Consider the following 14,893-nt stretch of genomic DNA (forward strand, 5'->3'; position numbering starts at 1 on the left):
TGGCGCCCTTCCAGATCGGTCGGCCACCCCGGCGTTGAGTGGGGTGGCCGGCTCCGCGCCCTGCTGCGAGACGGATGATCCCGACTCGCCCATTTTATCGGGGTCGGCCCGTGCGAACCCGTCAGGATCCTGCCGGCTCAGTCCCCCCGGCGCCCGGGTGCGGAGCGACGGCGTCCCGTACGGCGTAGACGACGACCTGTGGTGGCTCGGTCACCTTTTCAGGGTGCGGTGCGGGGCGGGCCGTACAGAGCGCGACCGAAGGTCACAATATCCACTTCCATCAGTACCACCTGGCCGACATGGGGCGTGTCCGCTACTGCAAGCTGTGTGAGCTGGAGAATCGCGAGGTCGACCAGTCCGAGATCGGCACGGGATACGAGCTGACCACGGACAGGGTCATCCCGATCACGGATGAGGAACTGAGCAACCTCCCGCTGCCGACGGCGAAGGCGATCGAGATCGACGCCTTTGTGCCACTGGAGGACATCGACCCGATCCGTATGGGCGCCGGGTACTACCTTGCCACCGGCGGACAGGTCGCCGCGGAGCCGTACAAGCTCCGACGTGCTGCGCCGCTCCAGAAGGGTGGCCATCGCGAAGTAGGCGTGGAGCGGCATTGAAGGCTCCCCTCCCTGAAGGGAGGGGACTGGTCACCCTCCAGGGCTGAGTGGGGTTTTACGGCTCAGGCCGCCACGGGAGCCGGCGGCTCGGGTGGTCTTACGCCCTCGGTACCGTCCGGGTTCCAACCTGCCCGGACCAGCATCACGCGGGCGGAGTCGCTGGGGACACCGCTTCGCACGCGGTGCAGGCATAGGTTCTCATCGCCAGAGGTAGTGCGTGCTTGGTTCTCGCTCCGCACTGAGCACAGTCCATCGTGGTGTGCGCGGGGTGCACGAGACGGACGTCCCGTGCGTGCATGCGGCCCATCTCGATCAGGGCGCGCTTGGTGGCGGCGATGGCGGCATCGGCCGCCTTGTGGGCCATGGTGGTCTTCGCGAGGAACTTCGGCCTAAACTCCTCCACCGCCACCCCGTCATGGCCGCGCATCACGGACTTGGCCCACTTACGGGCGGTGTCCTGACGCTGCCGGCCCCTTTCTCGTTCAGCTTCGCGGCCTGTGCCTGCGCCTTCCGGTAGCCGGCGGATGCGGGCTGTCCCTTCGGGCGCCTGAGGGCCAGCCGCTGCGTGGCCCGCTTGCCGGGCTCGGCATGCGGGAGATCGTGGCGTCGTCGGTGGTGGTGGCGGTCTGCTTCACACCCCCGTCCACCCCGAGCACGCGCCCCGTCGGGGCGAGCGGTTTTCGCTCTGCGCGGGGACGACGAAGGACGCGTACCAATGTCCGAGCGTGTCCTGGTACACGCGTACGCTGGAGGGGTCGGCCGGAAGGCCCCGCGACCACACCACGCTCAGCACGATCTGGCCCGCAAGGTGCAGGCGGCTGTCCCTGAGGCTAAAACCGCGCTTCGTGTAGTTCAGACTGGGCCGCGCCTGCCGTTTCTTCTTCCAGCGGGGCATCCCGGCCGGACAGGCCATCGGCAACCGGTCCTTGATGTCCTTCAGCGCCTTGGCGCGGGGACGTGGCGAAGTCGCGGATCACCTGCTGCCGCGGCACGCTTGCGCCCTCAGCCAGCCACGGCGTCACCCGCCGTGCCTCGGTCAGCATCCTGTCCAACTGCCCCGGACCTACGATGCCGCCCTCATGGCCGTTACCCGTCCGCCGGAGGCGTCCGACGACACTAAAACTCGCTCCCGCACGTGAGGGGTGGCCCAGCGGTGCCCGGCACGCTACTGGGCCACGACGGCGGTGTGCCTAGCGGAGCGCCAGACGGGCCAATTTTAGAGGTTGTCTCATGTGGCAAGTTTCGCGAGCTTCTTGCGGCAGCTCAGGACAGTGGCCATGGCCAGGCTTCGGCTTTTCCGTCGTTGCGTCCACGTACGGGATCTTGAGGCCGCGAGTAGTCCATGGCAGGCTCATGCCGCATGATCGATGAATTCGCCAAGGACAGCCTGCACGGGAGACTGCGGCGGGACCGCAAGGCGCTGCTCTAAAAGCTCGACGGCTTGTCAGAATACGACGCCCGCCGACCACTGACAGCGACCGGGACCAACCTCCTCGGCCTGGTCAAACACATGGCCAGCGTCGAGGCCAGGTACTTCGGCGAGGTCTTCGACCGCCCTTCCCCGGAACCGCTGCCTCGGTGGCAGGACCATGACGGCAGCGATCTGTGGGCGACCGCGGACGAGACCCGCGATCAGATTGTCGAGTCCTACCGGCGCACGTGGGAACACTCAGACGCGACGATCAATGAGCTTCCCCTCGACGCCCCCGGCCACGTGCCGTGGTGGCCGGAGTCTTATCCCAACACGAACCTGTTCGCCATGTTGGTCCACGTCCTCGGCGAGACCAACCGGCATGCCGGGCACGCCGACATCCTGCGCGAAGGCGTCGATGGCCGAACCGGGATGCGGCCCGAATACGAGATGCAGATCGATGAGGAAGCCCGCGACGCCTACTGCGCGAAGATCGAGCAGGCCGCCAGATCGGCCGCATCGGTCAAGGCATAGGGCGCGATCGGTCAAAGCGCGCCGCCGACACCGACGCGAGTAAATCGCACCCGGGCAGCGCAACCGCCTGTGACGCATCGGTGTCCGTGCAGCAACTTCGCCTTACCGTTCCTTCGCGTTGGCTCGGCGTGCTGTGCTGAAGCGTCGCTGATAGGCGGCGGGGCTGAGCGACAATTCCCGCACGAAAACTCTGCGCATGCTCTCGTAATTCGGAAATCCGGCAAGGGATGCCGTCTGCGTTGCGGTATGCCCTTGGTCGAGTAGAGCTTTGGCCATGTCGAACCGGATCATCTCCACGTACCGGGCCGGCGTAGTGGACAGCTCGTCCTTGAAGAGCCGCGTGAGATGCCGAGGGCTCACATTGAGGTGCTTGGCGAGTTCGCCGAGTGAGTGGTTTCCCCCAGGATTCGCCGTGATCAAGTCGGTGATTTTGCGAACGGCCGGAGACCGAGGCGGCGGTCCTTGCAGTGGCGCGGAGAACTGTGACTGGCCGCCCGAGCGCTGCAAATAGACCACCAGGGCGCGGGCGACGTCGCGGGTCAGATCAGGACCGTGATCCTCTTCGACGAGTGCCAGTGCCAGGTCGATGCCGGCGGTCACGCCCGCCGAGGTGTAGGTGGTGCCGTCACGGACGTAGATCGCGTCGGGTTCGACGCGGCTGGCCCGGCAGCGGGCGGCGAGCTCGTGCGCGACCTTCCAGTGCGTGGTCGCGCGCTTGCCGTCCAGGAGGCCGGCGGCGCCGAGGATGAATGCTCCGGTGCAGATGGACGCGACCCGGCCGGCCCGGCCCGCCAGCGTTCGCGTGGCCTCGATCAGATCACGGGGAACTGGCGTGCGCGGGTAGCGGTCTGCGCCGGCCACCAGGAAGGTGTCGGGAGAAGGCTCCGTGGCGGCGGCGTCGACCGCGATCCGGATCCCGATGGACGAGGTGACATCGGCACCGGTCGGCGACACCAGCACGATCTTGTAGTCGGCACCGAGCCGGTTCGCTTCCCCGAATACCTCCGCGGGGCCGACGACGTCCAGGAGTTTGACTCCGTCGTAGACGAGGATCGCAACCCGATGCGTGGCGGAGCCCACAACCCCGCTGCCCGCTTGTCCGGATTCGGGTGACTCATGGCCGGACCGAGGGAGCGCCGGACGCCGGGCGGTTGGCAGTGTGGAAGACGGACGCACCGTCCATTCGTAACACACCGATATCGCAAGGAGCAGGGGTTATGAGCGAGATCATCGCGGGGGTAGAGATTCCTGAAACGGTGGCGGTCGCCGAGGCCACCCGCCTCATGCAGGAGATGACCAGCCCCCTCATCTACCACCACTCCCGGCGCGTTTTCGTCTTCGGCGCCATGCATGCTCACCGGCTCGGCCTGGAGCCCGACCCGGAGCTTCTCTACCTGTCCGCCATGTTTCACGACACCGGCCTCTTGACGCCGTTTTCCGACGCGGAGCAGCGCTTCGAGGTCGATGGAGCCGACCACGCACGCAAGTTCATGCTCGACCGCGGTTTCCCGGCCACGGCCGCCGAGGTGGTGTGGACGGCGATCGCGCTGCACACGACCCCGGGGATTCCCGGGCGCATGGACCCGGAGATCGCCATCACGAATCTGGGGGTTCTGACCGACGTGCTCGGCCTGGGCCTGGATGAACTGGATCGCAGCCAGGTGGACGAGATCACCGCCGTCCATCCGCGGGGTGACTTCAAGAACGAGTTTTTGCAGGCCTTCGTCGAAGGACTCAAGCACCGCCCGGAGACCACGTACGGAACCGTGAATTCGGATGTGCTGGAGCATTTCATTCCCGGCTTCCAGCGCACAACCATGGTCGAGCGCGTCATGGGCGCTCCCTGGCCGAGCTGATCAAGACGCCATAAAAGGCAGCGTGATGAAACGTATGAGTGGCCCTCGCGACGGGCGTCGTCTCGGGCGAGGTGCGGCCTTCGCCGTGCTGGCCTGCGCCAATGTGGTGATGATGGCCACGGCAAGCGCACCGTCACCGCTCTACCCGCTGTACCGGGAGCGTTGGGGCCTGTCGGTCACGATGCTGACAGTGATCTTCGCCGTGTATGTCGTGGGTCTGCTCGGCGCCCTGCTGATGCTCGGATCGCTGAGCGACCAGCTGGGTCGCCGCCCGGTGCTGGTCGCCGCCCTTCTGGTGGCGGCGACCAGCACGGCGATCTTCTGGACGGCCGACGGCGTCGTCTCCCTCCTGATCGCCGGGTGGTGCAGGGCATCGCCACGGGGACGGCCACGGGCGCTCTTGCCGCCGGACTGGTCGAGCTCTCACCCAAGAGATGTCCGCATCTGGGGCCCACGACGACGGCGGTGGGCACGAGTATCGGCATGGCCACCGGTGCCGGAGGGGTGGGGCTGCTGGTTCAGTCGACCTCACGCCCCGATGCCTATGTCTTTCCTGTCCTGACGCTGACCTTCGTCGTTCCGGCCGCGGTCGTCCTCACGATCCCTGAGACACTCGTCCCGCGAGCGGTGGGACTGACGTCGTTGCGACCCAGAGTCCGGGTTCCTCGGGAAGCCCGGCCGGAGTTCTTCGCCTCCGTTCCCGCCCTCGTCGCGGGATGGTCCGTCACGGGTCTGTTCCTCGCGCTCACTCCGTCCCTGGTGAGCAATGTCCTGCATGTGCGGTCCGGCGCTGCGGGCGGGCTCAGCATCGCGGCGCTGTTTGTGGCCAACAGCGTGGGCGGGTTGTGGTCCGTTCGGCATGCGGCTCGGCTCGCCACCTTGCTGGGGCGGTTCTCCTGACTTTGGGTGCGTCCGGGCTGGCGGTGGCCATCGCAGTCGCTTCGCCGGCCGTATACGTGGGCGGATCGGTCGTCGCGGGGCTGGGCGTCGGCCTGACGTTCAACGGCAACCTCCGCGCCATCAGCGCGGTCACCACCGTGAAGTCGCGGTCGGAGGTCTTCTCGGCCGTCTACGTGATCAGCTATGCGGCGTTGAGTCTTCCGGCCCTCGCGGCCGGGCTCGCGGCGCCCTCATGGGGGCTGGAGACCACGGGCTGTCTGTACGCCGGCTTCGTCGTGGCGCTGTCCTTGGGTGCGGCCCTGTGCGCCGGACGATCACGTGCTCACAGGCCCACCGGCGATCCGGTACGCACGGGCTGGGAAAGTGGACCTCGCAGCGAACGGTCCCGCTGCTGAGCGCGCCGCACGCCCTATGCCGACACCATCCTCAAAGCAGCTTGATCAGGACCTGTGGCTGTCGTGTCGGAGCGGGTCGGCTCGCCTCTGCGGAACTGTCTTCGAAGATCCTGAGATCGAAATAGCTACGCTGCATCCGCAAGCTCGGGAAGGTTGCGATCTGTATGGGTGACGGGCACGGGCCCGGAGGGTCTGAGCAGGACGACCCGCTCGGAGCCGAATGGGAGAGGCACCGGCCCGCGGTCTTCGGTGTGGCCTACCGGCTGCTGGGGACTGTGGCTGATGCCGAGGATGTCACCCAGGACGTGTGGCTGCGGGCGGCCGGAGCGGATCTGCAGGACATCGATGATCTGCGGGCCTGGCTGGTGACGGTGGCCGCGCGACGGTCGTACGACATTCTCAAGAGCGCCCGCTTCCGCCGGGAGACCTATGTCGGGCCGTGGCTGCCGGAGCCGCTGCTGACAGGGCCGGACGCGTCGCAGCCCGTGCTCGTCGACGAGTCCGTCAGTTCGGCGATGCTCCTGATCATGGAAGAGCTGAGCCCGCCTGAGCGGGTGGCCTTCGTCCTGCACGATGTCTTCGGTCTTGACTTCGGCCGGATCGCCGAAGTACTGGACGTCTCCGTGCCGGCTGCCCGGCAGCTCGCCTCGCGGGCACGACGGCGGGTGGCCAAGGCGAAGCAGTCCACGCCGCAAGCGTCGAAGGCGGAGCGCGAACGCATCCTCACCGTCTTCCGCGCCGCCTACGAGGCCGGGGACCTGGTCGGCCTGGTCAGGCTCCTCCACCCAGACGCCGTCTACGTCACCGACGGCGGCGGCAAGGTCTTGGCGGCACGCAAGCTCATCCACGGCGGCGAGCGCGTCGCCGAGGTCATGGTGCGGACGGGACGCCAGTGGCACCCGGACCGCATCGACTTCGCCGAGGTCGGCGGCGAGCTCGCCCTCGTGTTCCACCGGGAAGGCCGGGTCTACTCCGTCGACACGGTCCAGATCACAGACGGCCTGATCACCGCGTATCGCAGGGTCCTCAATCCCGACAAACTCGTGCGCGTCTGAGCTGTCACACACGTAGGGGCCACCTCGTCTCCCTGTCGAGAACGCACAACGGGTGACCAAGGAAGACGCCGGAGCAGGTGAGATCGATCATGCGGCACGGCATACATCCACCTGCAGCCGCTATGAGCCCTGCGCGCGAGCGCTGTGCGCTCGGGTCGCCCCTCCGCAGTAAGGACCTGTATGCAAGCCATCACTGTGCGAGACCGTGACGCCGGCCTTGCCGGGATGTCCCTGACGGACATGCCCTACCCCCATGCGGCCGAGAACGACGTCATCGTGCGGGTGCACGCCGCCGGCTTCACCCCCGGCGAGCTGGACTGGCCCGCCACGTGGACCGATCGCGCCGGCCGCGACCGCACGCCGAGCGTGCCCGGGCACGAGCTGTCCGGTGTCGTCGTAGAACTGGGGTACGGCACCACCGGCCTGAGCATCGGACAGCGGGTGTTCGGCCTGGCCGACTGGACCCGTAACGGCACGCTCGCCGAGTACACCGCGGTGGAAGCCCGCAACCTCGCCCCGCTGCCGGCGGACATCGACCACACCGTGGCCGCCGCGCTGCCGATCTCCGGGCTGACCGCCTGGCAGGGCCTGTTCGACCACGGCCACCTCACCACAGGCCAGACCGTCCTGATCCACGGTGCCGCGGGCGGCGTCGGCTCGATCGCGGTACAGCTCGCCCGCGAGGCCGGCGCCCGCGTCATCGGCACCGGCCGGGCCTCCGGCCGGGACAAGGCACTCGCACTCGGCGTCGACACCTTCATCGACCTGCAGAACGACAAGCTGGAGGACGCCGGCGACGTCGACGTCGTGTTCGATGTGATCGGCGGCGACATCCTCGACCGCTCGGCCGCCCTGATCCGCCCCGGTGGCACGCTCGTCACCATCGTCATGCCGCCCAAGGTCCAGCCCAAGGACGGGCGGGCAATCTTCTTCGTCGTCGAACCTGACCGCGCTCGGCTCGCCGACCTCGCCACGCGGCTGAGGGACGGTCGGCTCAAGCCATTCGTCGGCGTTGTGCGGCCACTCGCCGAAGCACCCTCCGCCTTCGCCCCCGGCAAGCGCACCTCAGGCAAGACGATCATCGGCGTCACGGAAGACTGAATCAGGAGATCCATCGTGATCGGAACACGAATCGCCGCCGGCATCCTGGCTGTCGCCACGCTGACCGCAGCCACGGCCTGCTCGACCTCCCACCAGCCCACCCACGCCAAGGGCACGACCGCAGCCGTGGTGTCGCCTGCGGCCATGGCATCGACACACCCCACCGAAACCCTCAAGCCACTGCTCCAGCAGACCCTTCCGAACGTGAAGGGCAAGACGTTCACCTCAGCGATCGTCGACTTCCCGCCCAACGCACGCGCGATGCCGCACCGGCACGGCCAGGCGTTCGTCTACGCCTACGTCCTCGAAGGCACCGTGCGCAGCCAGCTCGAGGGCAAGCCCGTGCACACCTACCACCAGGGCGACAACTGGGTCGAGCCGCCGGGTGCCCACCACCTCCTCACCGAGAACACCAGCCCGACCGAACGGGCCAGGCTCCTGGTCGTCTTCGTCTCCAACACCGGAGAAAGGCTCAAGGTCGACGACCCGGCGTCATAGCCCGGGGCACGCAGCGGGCGGCACCGCCCCGCCCACCACTCGGCCCCTGCCAAACACACCCGACCGGCCACCCCCACACACGCCAAGTGCGCGGCGCAGGCCACCCGAACGAATCGAAGGAATCATGACCGAGCCCCAGCGCGTCAACATCGGCAAGCAGCACCCGGCCGCCTACAAGACTCTCATCGCCCTGTCGTCACAGGTGGAAGAGGCCACCGCCGCAGCGGGCCTCGACCCGCTCCTGGTCGAGCTGCTGAGGATCCGCACCTCCCAGATCAACGGCTGCTCGTTCTGCCTGCGCATGCACACCCGTGACGCCCTCAAGAAGGGCGAAAACCCCGACCGGATCGCCGTGCTGCCCGCGTGGGCAGAGACCGGCTACTTCTCCGAGACCGACCGCGCCGCCCTCCGCCTGACCGAGGCGATCACACGCGTGCCGGACGGACACGTCAGCGACGAGGACTTCAACGCCGCCGCGGCCGTACTCACCGCAGACCAGGTCTCGGCAATCGCCTGGCTGGCAACCGTGATGAACGCTTTCAACCGCGTGGCGATCACCAGCCGGTACCCCGTCGGCAGCTGACCTCGACGGTGCCACCGGCGCGATCCGGGCCGCCGCAGCCTCTACCGTCGCGAAGATGATGGTGGAATCACTCGGGGCAGCTTGTGCGAGCTGCCCCGGCTCGCACAAGCGCGGAAGGCCGCCGCCGGCGTACCTGCGCGGGGAACACCCAGGGGAGCCAGGTCGAGCCGCTTGTCCATGTCGAGGCGGAAGGTGCCGTACGGGTTGACGTCGAACCAGAACAGGTCGGTCAGGCCGCGCCGGTCCATCGGATCCCTGAGCGGTGGAAGGCGAACGTGGTTCCCAGTGGGGTGATCCTGGTCGGGAGAGCATGGAGACGGGGCCTCCTGAACTGCTCGTGGGTGTCGAGTCCGTAGAGTACAAGGAGGCCCCTGTGCTGCAGTCTTCGGTGTCGGTGGCTGGGCGGTCCGACTCGGCTGCTCCATCGGATGATTGCCTCGCGCACGTGTACGGCAACGCGGCTGACTGGCCTCAGCGGCAGCGTCCTTATCCGTCGGACTCGACGGATACCGAGTGGGCGGCGATTCGACCGCTGCTGCCGGCGCTGGGCTGGCTGCGCGGTCCGGGAGGCCGCCCGCAGGGGTACTGCTACCGTGCGATGCTCGATGCCGTCCGTGGCACTTCGCTACGACTCCACCGAGTTCTGGCTTGTGACTATCGACGGACTGCTCGTTGGTCTGGTCGTGGGAAAGCGTCAGTCGCGGGCGTGGGTCGTGTCGGATGAACTGTGGTCGCTGGTCGAGCCGTTGTTACCAGAGCCGGGGCCGGAACTGGCGGCGGGCCGGCCACGGGTGCCGGACCGGCAAGCGCTGTGCGGGATCCTGTTCGTGCTGCACACCGGGATCCAGTGGGAGTACCTACCGCAGGAGCTGGGCTTCGGCTCGGGCATGACCTGCTGGCGGCGCCTGGCCGCCTGGAACGAGGCCGGTGTGTGGGACGAACTGCACCTGGTGCTGCTGAAGAAGCTGCGCTCGGCGAAGAAGCTGGACTGGTCGCGGGCGGTGATCGATTCCTCCCACGTGCGGGCGGCCCGGCGGGCCCAAAAGCGGTCCCAGCCCGGTCGTCCGCGCACGGCCGGGCAGCAAGCACCACATCCTCACCGACGGGCAGGGCATCCCGCTCGCCGTGTCGCTGACCGGCGGCAACCGCAACGACGTGACCCAGCTGCTGCCCCTGTTGGACAGGGTCCAAGCCGTAGGTGGCCTCGTCGGCCGGCCCAGACGACGGCCCGACATGCTGTTCGCCGACCGCGGCTATGACCACGACACGTACTGGCGACTGCTCTGGCAACGGGGCATCTGTCCCATCGTCGCCGAGCGCGGCCGACAACACGGCACCGGTCTGGGTACCTTCCGCTGGGTCGTCGAGCGAACCATCTCCTGGCTGCGCGGCTTCCATCGCCTGCGGATCCGCCGGGAACGACGAGACGACATCCACGAAGCTTTCCTCGGCCTCGCCACCTGCCTCATCTCACCGCCACGTCCAACGCCTTTGTTAGGACCTCTGAGGCCGTCATTGTCGCAGCAAGCGCCCATTTCAGGCTTCCAGTGATACAGACCCGCAGCAGCGGCCGGGTGACCCGCCGAGTCCGAGTGACGGGCATCGTCGGCTCGGTACGGGACCGGTGCGCGACCAGCCCCGGCTGTGAGCCGAGCACATCCACGTGGGCAGATAGCTCGGCCCGGAACGACACGTTCATCTACCGGAACGCTCGCGTCGGCCGTGCCGAGGTTCCCGCATGGTCTCTCTTGTCATTTGTGCCAGAACAGGTGGTGGGTGACGCCGCTCGGGCTGGGCACGACCTCCATGTGGAACCGGTCCAGCAGCTGTTCGGGGGAGTCCCACAGGCGTAGCCCGGATCCGAGCTTCACCGGTGAGACGGCCACATGCATGGTGTCGACGAGGTCGGCGTCGAGGAACTCCCGGATGGTGGTCACGCCGCCGCCGAGCCGGACGTCCTTGCCCTGCGCGGCCTCCCGCGCCTGCGCGAGAACGGTGGCGGGGTCGCCGTCCACGAAATGGAACGTGGTGTCGGAGAGCGTGAACGAGGGACGCTTGTGGTGGGTCAGGACGAACACCGGCGTGTGGAAGGGCGGCTCGTCACCCCACCAGCCGCGCCACTCGTGGTCGCGCCACGGGCCGCGCTGGGGTCCGAACTTGTTGCGGCCCATGATCTCGGCACCGATGTTGTGGCTGAAGTCCCGGACGAAGTAGTCGTCGAGGCCCCGGCTTCCCCCGGGCGCGGTGCGGATGGGCCAGCTGGCCGTGGCGCCGGCCCATGCGAACAGCCTTCCCGGATCGATGTTATGGCCGAAGGGCCGCTCCAGACTCTGGTCCTCGCCGGCGGCGACGCCGTCGCTCGAGATGGTGAAGTTCTGCACGCGCAGCAGCTGATCCATGTGTTCCCTCATCAGATCCTGTCGCCTCCTCGTATGGCGAGGCGTCCTACATCAGAATGTCGAACGGGACGTGGCCGGATCGACAGCGGCGCCTGAGTTCTTCCACAGCGCGCCCTCGCGCGACGTCCGCCTACGTCATTCGGCGGCATCCCGGTGCCCACTGATGCGGTGCCGAGTCGCCAAGAGTCTCGATGGCTGCGATCATCGTCTTGCGGCGCCACGACAGCGAAGTGATGAAGGCCGTGGCGGACGCAGCTAAGCGCGCTACCAGCGCAGCATCTCAGTGCCAAATCCCGTAACGGTGCCGGCATGGCACTCAGACCGTGATCGCCACCGCTCGATGCCGTCGGCGGCCTTCGCCTTCGGCCCCGCCTCCACGATCGAGACGGGGCGGTCGTGTGTCTCCGTGTGGTTTGGCCCGCTCCGTCGATTGACCGGCGCGCCAGTGGGCACGGCCTCGCCTATCCCGGTCGTTGGCTCAGGCTGTCCGGAGGACACGGTCGGTGTGGCGCCCGGCCGGGTTGATCTTCCTATCTACGTTGCGCGATGGGCGGGCCGAACCGGGCCTGACGAGTGCACGAGGAGCACGATGTCTCTGCGTACAGACCTACCGGCGCGGAACCGACGCGCTCTGGCCGCAGCCACGGTCGCCGCAATGACTGCAGCGGCAGGCCTGATCGGCGCAGTCACAGCCCAGGCGGCTCAGGTGATCCGAGTTCAGTGCCCGGCCCAGAACCTCCAGAACGTTATCGACAACGCACCCCCGGGCTCGACGCTGCTGGTCAGCGGGACCTGCACCGGCAACTTCACCATCACCAAGAATCTGAACCTGGCTGGACTCCACGCCACACTCGACGGGAACCACGCAGGCACCGTCGTCACTGTTAACCAGGGAGTCCAGACACAGCTTTCTAATCTGACCATCACTCACGGCAACAACATCAATGGTGGTGGCATCACCAACAACGGCTCGCTGACGCTGGCACACTGCACGGTCACAAACAACAGCGCCACAAACGTGGGAGGAGTCAACGGCGGCGGCGGCATCTACAACGCCGACGCCAGGCTGACGGTGAGCGATTCCACCGTAAGCGGTAACACGGCGAGCAACCCCGTCGGCGGCAGCATCGGTGGCGGCATCCTCACCTCTGGCACGATGACGCTGACTCGCTCGACGGTGACCGGCAATGTTGCAGACGTCGGCGGCGGCATCTACCACGGGGGAGGTACTTCAACAATGACTCTCTCCGTGGTGAGCCGGAATACCGCGCACATCGAGGCTGGCGGCTTCGACACGGCCGATGGAACGGTAACGCTGACTACTTCTACGGTTAGCGGCAATACGTCTGCGCAGTCCGGTGGCATCCAAGCCGACGGCGGCACGACCAGGCTGAACGGCTCGCGCGTAAGCTTCAACACCGCTACCGGACTCGGCGGCGGCATTCTCGTCAACTTCACCTCCACACTGGTCGTGAGTGGGTCCGCTGTGGATCACAACCACGCAGGCACTGATGGCGGCGGAATTTACAAGAGCCCTGACACTGTCGTTCAGCTGACCCGATCACAGGTGTTCGCCAACACTCCGAACAACTGCGCACCGCCTGGGTCCGTTCCCGGTTGCACCGGCTGACCAACCAACGAGTGGCGCGCGCCACCGGCCCCGGTGAAGGTGAGCCCGGGGCCGGGCTCCCGCGTCAGTGCTTCCAGCCTTTCGGTCCGCCGCCGCGCCACTCCACCGAGTCCGCGGTCGCCATGTCCTCCGGCTCGACGCCCTCCACGCCGGCCTCTTCCAGGAACTCGGCCACGTCGAGCAGCGAGTACGCCATCCCCACAAACCGAGCACCGACGCGGACTCGGCGGCCCCCGTCCTCGGCGGGTGGGTAGATGACGACCTGCACTGTCATGACCCCAGCGTCGGCGATGGGCGCGCCGGTCGCGAGTCGGGGGCCGTCCGCGTGCGCTCTCGCTGGTCAGCGCGTACATGTGGGCTGTGGTCCTCACACCGCCGATCGTGCCGAAGCTCGCCGAGGCCTGGTCTGCTTCCGCCCGACGGGGCACTGTCGGGCGGCCTCGCGATCGAGCAGACGTCGGATGGATACTGGCCCTGCTCTTCGCACGGCCCGGCCACGCCTACCTGCAGTCCCGCAACGGCGCCGATCTCACCCCAGCCTTCCCCGACCTGGCCGCCGCCGCGCTCGCCCTCGACCGCCCTCTGGTCCTCGACGGCGAGCTCGTCGTCGTCCATGACGGCCGACTCCACTTCGGGGCGCTGCAGGCGCGATCCCGGCGCCGCGGCCGAGCAGCAGCGAAAGCGGCCGCCGACCGGCCAGCCCGTCTGGTTGTGTTCGACATCCTGAAGGCTGACGCCGAGCTGATGGGCTGCCGTACCGCGAACGTCGCGCGATCCTCGAGGGCCGGCCTCTTCGCGGACGGCGTCCTCGTCGCGGACGGCGTCCTCGTCGCTCCGTTCACTCTCTGCCCGGCCACGACCGACCGGGCTGTCGGCGAAGACTGGCTCGACGCCACCCGGGGCACCGCCGGGATCGAGGGCGTCGTCGTGAAAGGCCTCGCCCAGCCGTACCGGCCCGGCAACCGCGGCTGGATCAAGGTGCGCACCCGAGAGACAGCGGAGGACTGATGGGCGGGATCACCGGCACGGTGCGGGCATCGGGGACGCTGCTGATCGGCCGCTACGACAACACGGGCCACCTTCGGCTCGTCGCGCGGACCACACCGCTGCCGACCGCCGCGCGCCGGGACGTCGACGCCCTACTCGCCCCGGGCGGCCCGATCACCCTAGGCGCGGAGTCCGGTTCTCCGCCGGGTGGGGCCGTGGGGATTTCGACTTCACCCCGGTTCAGCCTGAGCTAGGGCCTGTGTGAGGTCGTGATCAATCTTGCCGATCCGGGTCCCGTGCGGGGCGGGATCTGGTAGGACGCTGGGTGTGACGCGTGGGAAACTCACTGACGAGCAGTGGGAGTTCATCGAGCCGTACCTGCCGATAGGCGAGTACGGTCCGTACCCCGCGCGGCTGCGGGAGCAGTTCGAGGGGGTGATCTGGCGGTTCCGGTCCAGCGCCCAGTGGCGAGAGACGCCCTCCGAGTTCGGACCGTGGGCGACCGTCTACGGGCGCTTCGCGTCTGACGGGACGCCGGGGTCTTCTCCGCTCTTCTGGAAGGCATGATCGCCGAGGCCGCCCGCCGGGGACAGACGGACTTATCCATGGTCAGCGTGGACTGCACCACTGCCCGTGCCCACCACGACGCGGCCGGGATGCACATCGGCAAGGACGTCATGGAGGCCCTTGAGGAAGCCGCCGCCGAGCAGGAGCGGGCACGGCAAAAAGGGGCGGCCCGCCAGAACGGAACGGACAGGACGGCAGGGACGGCCCCGAGCAGGAAGAGCGACGGCGTATCCGGCGACGGCGCAGGCTTCGCTTGAACCACGCCCTGCTCGGCAGATCTCGTGGTGGTCTGACGAGCAAGATTCATCTCGCCGCTGACCTCAAGTGCCGTCCGCTGTCGCTCGTACTGACCGCAGG

The 14,893-nt window shown here is 67.8% G+C and carries 13 protein-coding genes and 7 pseudogenes; 16 read left to right on the plus strand and 4 right to left on the minus strand.

Annotation, left to right across the window (positions count from 1 at the left end):
- Positions 1-242: 242 nt before the first annotated feature.
- Positions 243-600, plus strand: a pseudogene (locus AB0D93_RS35530) (Ku protein); the annotation flags it as partial.
- A gap of 82 nt (positions 601-682) precedes the next feature.
- On the opposite strand, the pseudogene AB0D93_RS35535 reads toward AB0D93_RS35530, so the two are convergent.
- Positions 683-1,690, minus strand: a pseudogene (locus AB0D93_RS35535) (transposase).
- Between the two features lie 290 nt (positions 1,691-1,980).
- Between AB0D93_RS35535 and AB0D93_RS35540 the strand changes: the two are divergent.
- Positions 1,981-2,565: pseudogene (locus tag AB0D93_RS35540) on the plus strand (DinB family protein).
- 102 nt (positions 2,566-2,667) lie between these two features.
- Here the strand turns inward: AB0D93_RS35540 and AB0D93_RS35545 are convergent.
- Positions 2,668-3,645, minus strand: coding sequence for a GlxA family transcriptional regulator (locus tag AB0D93_RS35545; RefSeq protein ID WP_362128821.1), 978 nt, complete (start codon positions 3,643-3,645; stop codon positions 2,668-2,670).
- A gap of 137 nt (positions 3,646-3,782) precedes the next feature.
- On the opposite strand from AB0D93_RS35545, the gene AB0D93_RS35550 reads away from it, so the two are divergent.
- From AB0D93_RS35550 to AB0D93_RS35595, 10 genes and pseudogenes are all read left to right on the plus strand, one after another.
- On the plus strand, positions 3,783-4,421 hold the full coding sequence (locus AB0D93_RS35550) for an HD domain-containing protein (RefSeq protein WP_362128824.1): 639 nt from the start codon (positions 3,783-3,785) through the stop codon (positions 4,419-4,421).
- A 112-nt stretch (positions 4,422-4,533) separates the two neighbouring features.
- Positions 4,534-4,728, plus strand: a pseudogene (locus AB0D93_RS35555) (MFS transporter); the annotation flags it as partial.
- Positions 4,729-4,781: 53 nt separating this feature from the next.
- A complete protein-coding gene (locus tag AB0D93_RS35560) occupies positions 4,782-5,321 on the plus strand; it encodes a hypothetical protein (protein ID WP_362128872.1) in 540 nt (179 codons plus the stop codon).
- Positions 5,322-5,344: 23 nt separating this feature from the next.
- Positions 5,345-5,716, plus strand: coding sequence for a hypothetical protein (locus AB0D93_RS35565; RefSeq protein WP_362128827.1), 372 nt, complete (start codon positions 5,345-5,347; stop codon positions 5,714-5,716).
- Between the two features lie 164 nt (positions 5,717-5,880).
- On the plus strand, positions 5,881-6,771 hold the full coding sequence (gene sigJ / locus AB0D93_RS35570; RefSeq protein ID WP_362128829.1) for an RNA polymerase sigma factor SigJ: 891 nt from the start codon (positions 5,881-5,883) through the stop codon (positions 6,769-6,771).
- Positions 6,772-6,951: 180 nt separating this feature from the next.
- A complete protein-coding gene (locus tag AB0D93_RS35575; RefSeq protein WP_362128832.1) occupies positions 6,952-7,872 on the plus strand; it encodes an NADP-dependent oxidoreductase in 921 nt (306 codons plus the stop codon).
- A 15-nt stretch (positions 7,873-7,887) separates the two neighbouring features.
- On the plus strand, positions 7,888-8,370 hold the full coding sequence (locus tag AB0D93_RS35580; protein WP_362128836.1) for a cupin domain-containing protein: 483 nt from the start codon (positions 7,888-7,890) through the stop codon (positions 8,368-8,370).
- Between the two features lie 124 nt (positions 8,371-8,494).
- On the plus strand, positions 8,495-8,953 hold the full coding sequence (locus AB0D93_RS35585; RefSeq protein WP_362128839.1) for a carboxymuconolactone decarboxylase family protein: 459 nt from the start codon (positions 8,495-8,497) through the stop codon (positions 8,951-8,953).
- Between the two features lie 445 nt (positions 8,954-9,398).
- Positions 9,399-9,566 (plus strand): annotated as a pseudogene (locus tag AB0D93_RS35590) (IS5/IS1182 family transposase); the annotation flags it as partial.
- A pseudogene (locus AB0D93_RS35595) lies at positions 9,559-10,504 on the plus strand (IS5 family transposase). The pseudogenes AB0D93_RS35590 and AB0D93_RS35595, both read left to right, overlap by 8 nt.
- A gap of 200 nt (positions 10,505-10,704) precedes the next feature.
- On the opposite strand, the gene AB0D93_RS35600 reads toward AB0D93_RS35595, so the two are convergent.
- The gene (locus tag AB0D93_RS35600) at positions 10,705-11,352 is read right to left on the minus strand and encodes a dihydrofolate reductase family protein (protein ID WP_362128860.1); all 648 of its coding nucleotides are present in this window, start codon (positions 11,350-11,352) and stop codon (positions 10,705-10,707) included.
- Positions 11,353-12,007: 655 nt separating this feature from the next.
- Here AB0D93_RS35600 and AB0D93_RS35605 point away from each other — a divergent pair.
- A complete protein-coding gene (locus AB0D93_RS35605; protein ID WP_362128842.1) occupies positions 12,008-12,982 on the plus strand; it encodes a hypothetical protein in 975 nt (324 codons plus the stop codon).
- Between the two features lie 64 nt (positions 12,983-13,046).
- Here AB0D93_RS35605 and AB0D93_RS35610 read toward each other — a convergent pair whose 3' ends face one another.
- Positions 13,047-13,256, minus strand: a complete 210-nt coding sequence (locus tag AB0D93_RS35610; RefSeq protein ID WP_362128845.1) for a hypothetical protein — start codon at positions 13,254-13,256, stop codon at positions 13,047-13,049.
- Between the two features lie 107 nt (positions 13,257-13,363).
- Between AB0D93_RS35610 and AB0D93_RS35615 the strand changes: the two genes are divergently transcribed.
- The 3 genes and pseudogenes from AB0D93_RS35615 to AB0D93_RS35625 form a co-directional block, all read left to right on the plus strand.
- The gene (locus AB0D93_RS35615; protein ID WP_362128848.1) at positions 13,364-13,990 is read left to right on the plus strand and encodes a hypothetical protein; all 627 of its coding nucleotides are present in this window, start codon (positions 13,364-13,366) and stop codon (positions 13,988-13,990) included.
- Positions 13,990-14,223 (plus strand): hypothetical protein, encoded by a 234-nt coding sequence (locus AB0D93_RS35620; protein ID WP_362128851.1) that lies wholly within the window; start codon positions 13,990-13,992, stop codon positions 14,221-14,223. The genes AB0D93_RS35615 and AB0D93_RS35620 overlap by 1 nt, the downstream gene beginning before the upstream one ends.
- Positions 14,224-14,296: 73 nt before the next feature.
- Positions 14,297-14,893 (plus strand): annotated as a pseudogene (locus AB0D93_RS35625) (transposase); the annotation flags it as partial.

The sequence above is a fragment of the Streptomyces sp. NPDC048191 genome (assembly GCF_040652655.1).
Classification (GTDB): domain Bacteria; phylum Actinomycetota; class Actinomycetes; order Streptomycetales; family Streptomycetaceae; genus Streptomyces.

Bases quoted from the DNA above. Each gene is read 5' to 3' on its own strand.
- AB0D93_RS35550 (WP_362128824.1), top strand. From the start codon at position 3,783: ATGAGCGAGATCATCGCGGGGGTAGAGATTCCTGAAACGGTGGCGGTC.
- sigJ (WP_362128829.1), top strand. From the start codon at position 5,881: ATGGGTGACGGGCACGGGCCCGGAGGGTCTGAGCAGGACGACCCGCTC.
- AB0D93_RS35575 (WP_362128832.1), top strand. From the start codon at position 6,952: ATGCAAGCCATCACTGTGCGAGACCGTGACGCCGGCCTTGCCGGGATG.
- AB0D93_RS35585 (WP_362128839.1), top strand. From the start codon at position 8,495: ATGACCGAGCCCCAGCGCGTCAACATCGGCAAGCAGCACCCGGCCGCC.
- AB0D93_RS35600 (WP_362128860.1), bottom strand. From the start codon at position 11,352: ATGGATCAGCTGCTGCGCGTGCAGAACTTCACCATCTCGAGCGACGGC.
- AB0D93_RS35605 (WP_362128842.1), top strand. From the start codon at position 12,008: ATGACTGCAGCGGCAGGCCTGATCGGCGCAGTCACAGCCCAGGCGGCT.
- AB0D93_RS35610 (WP_362128845.1), bottom strand. From the start codon at position 13,256: ATGACAGTGCAGGTCGTCATCTACCCACCCGCCGAGGACGGGGGCCGC.
- AB0D93_RS35620 (WP_362128851.1), top strand. From the start codon at position 13,990: ATGGGCGGGATCACCGGCACGGTGCGGGCATCGGGGACGCTGCTGATC.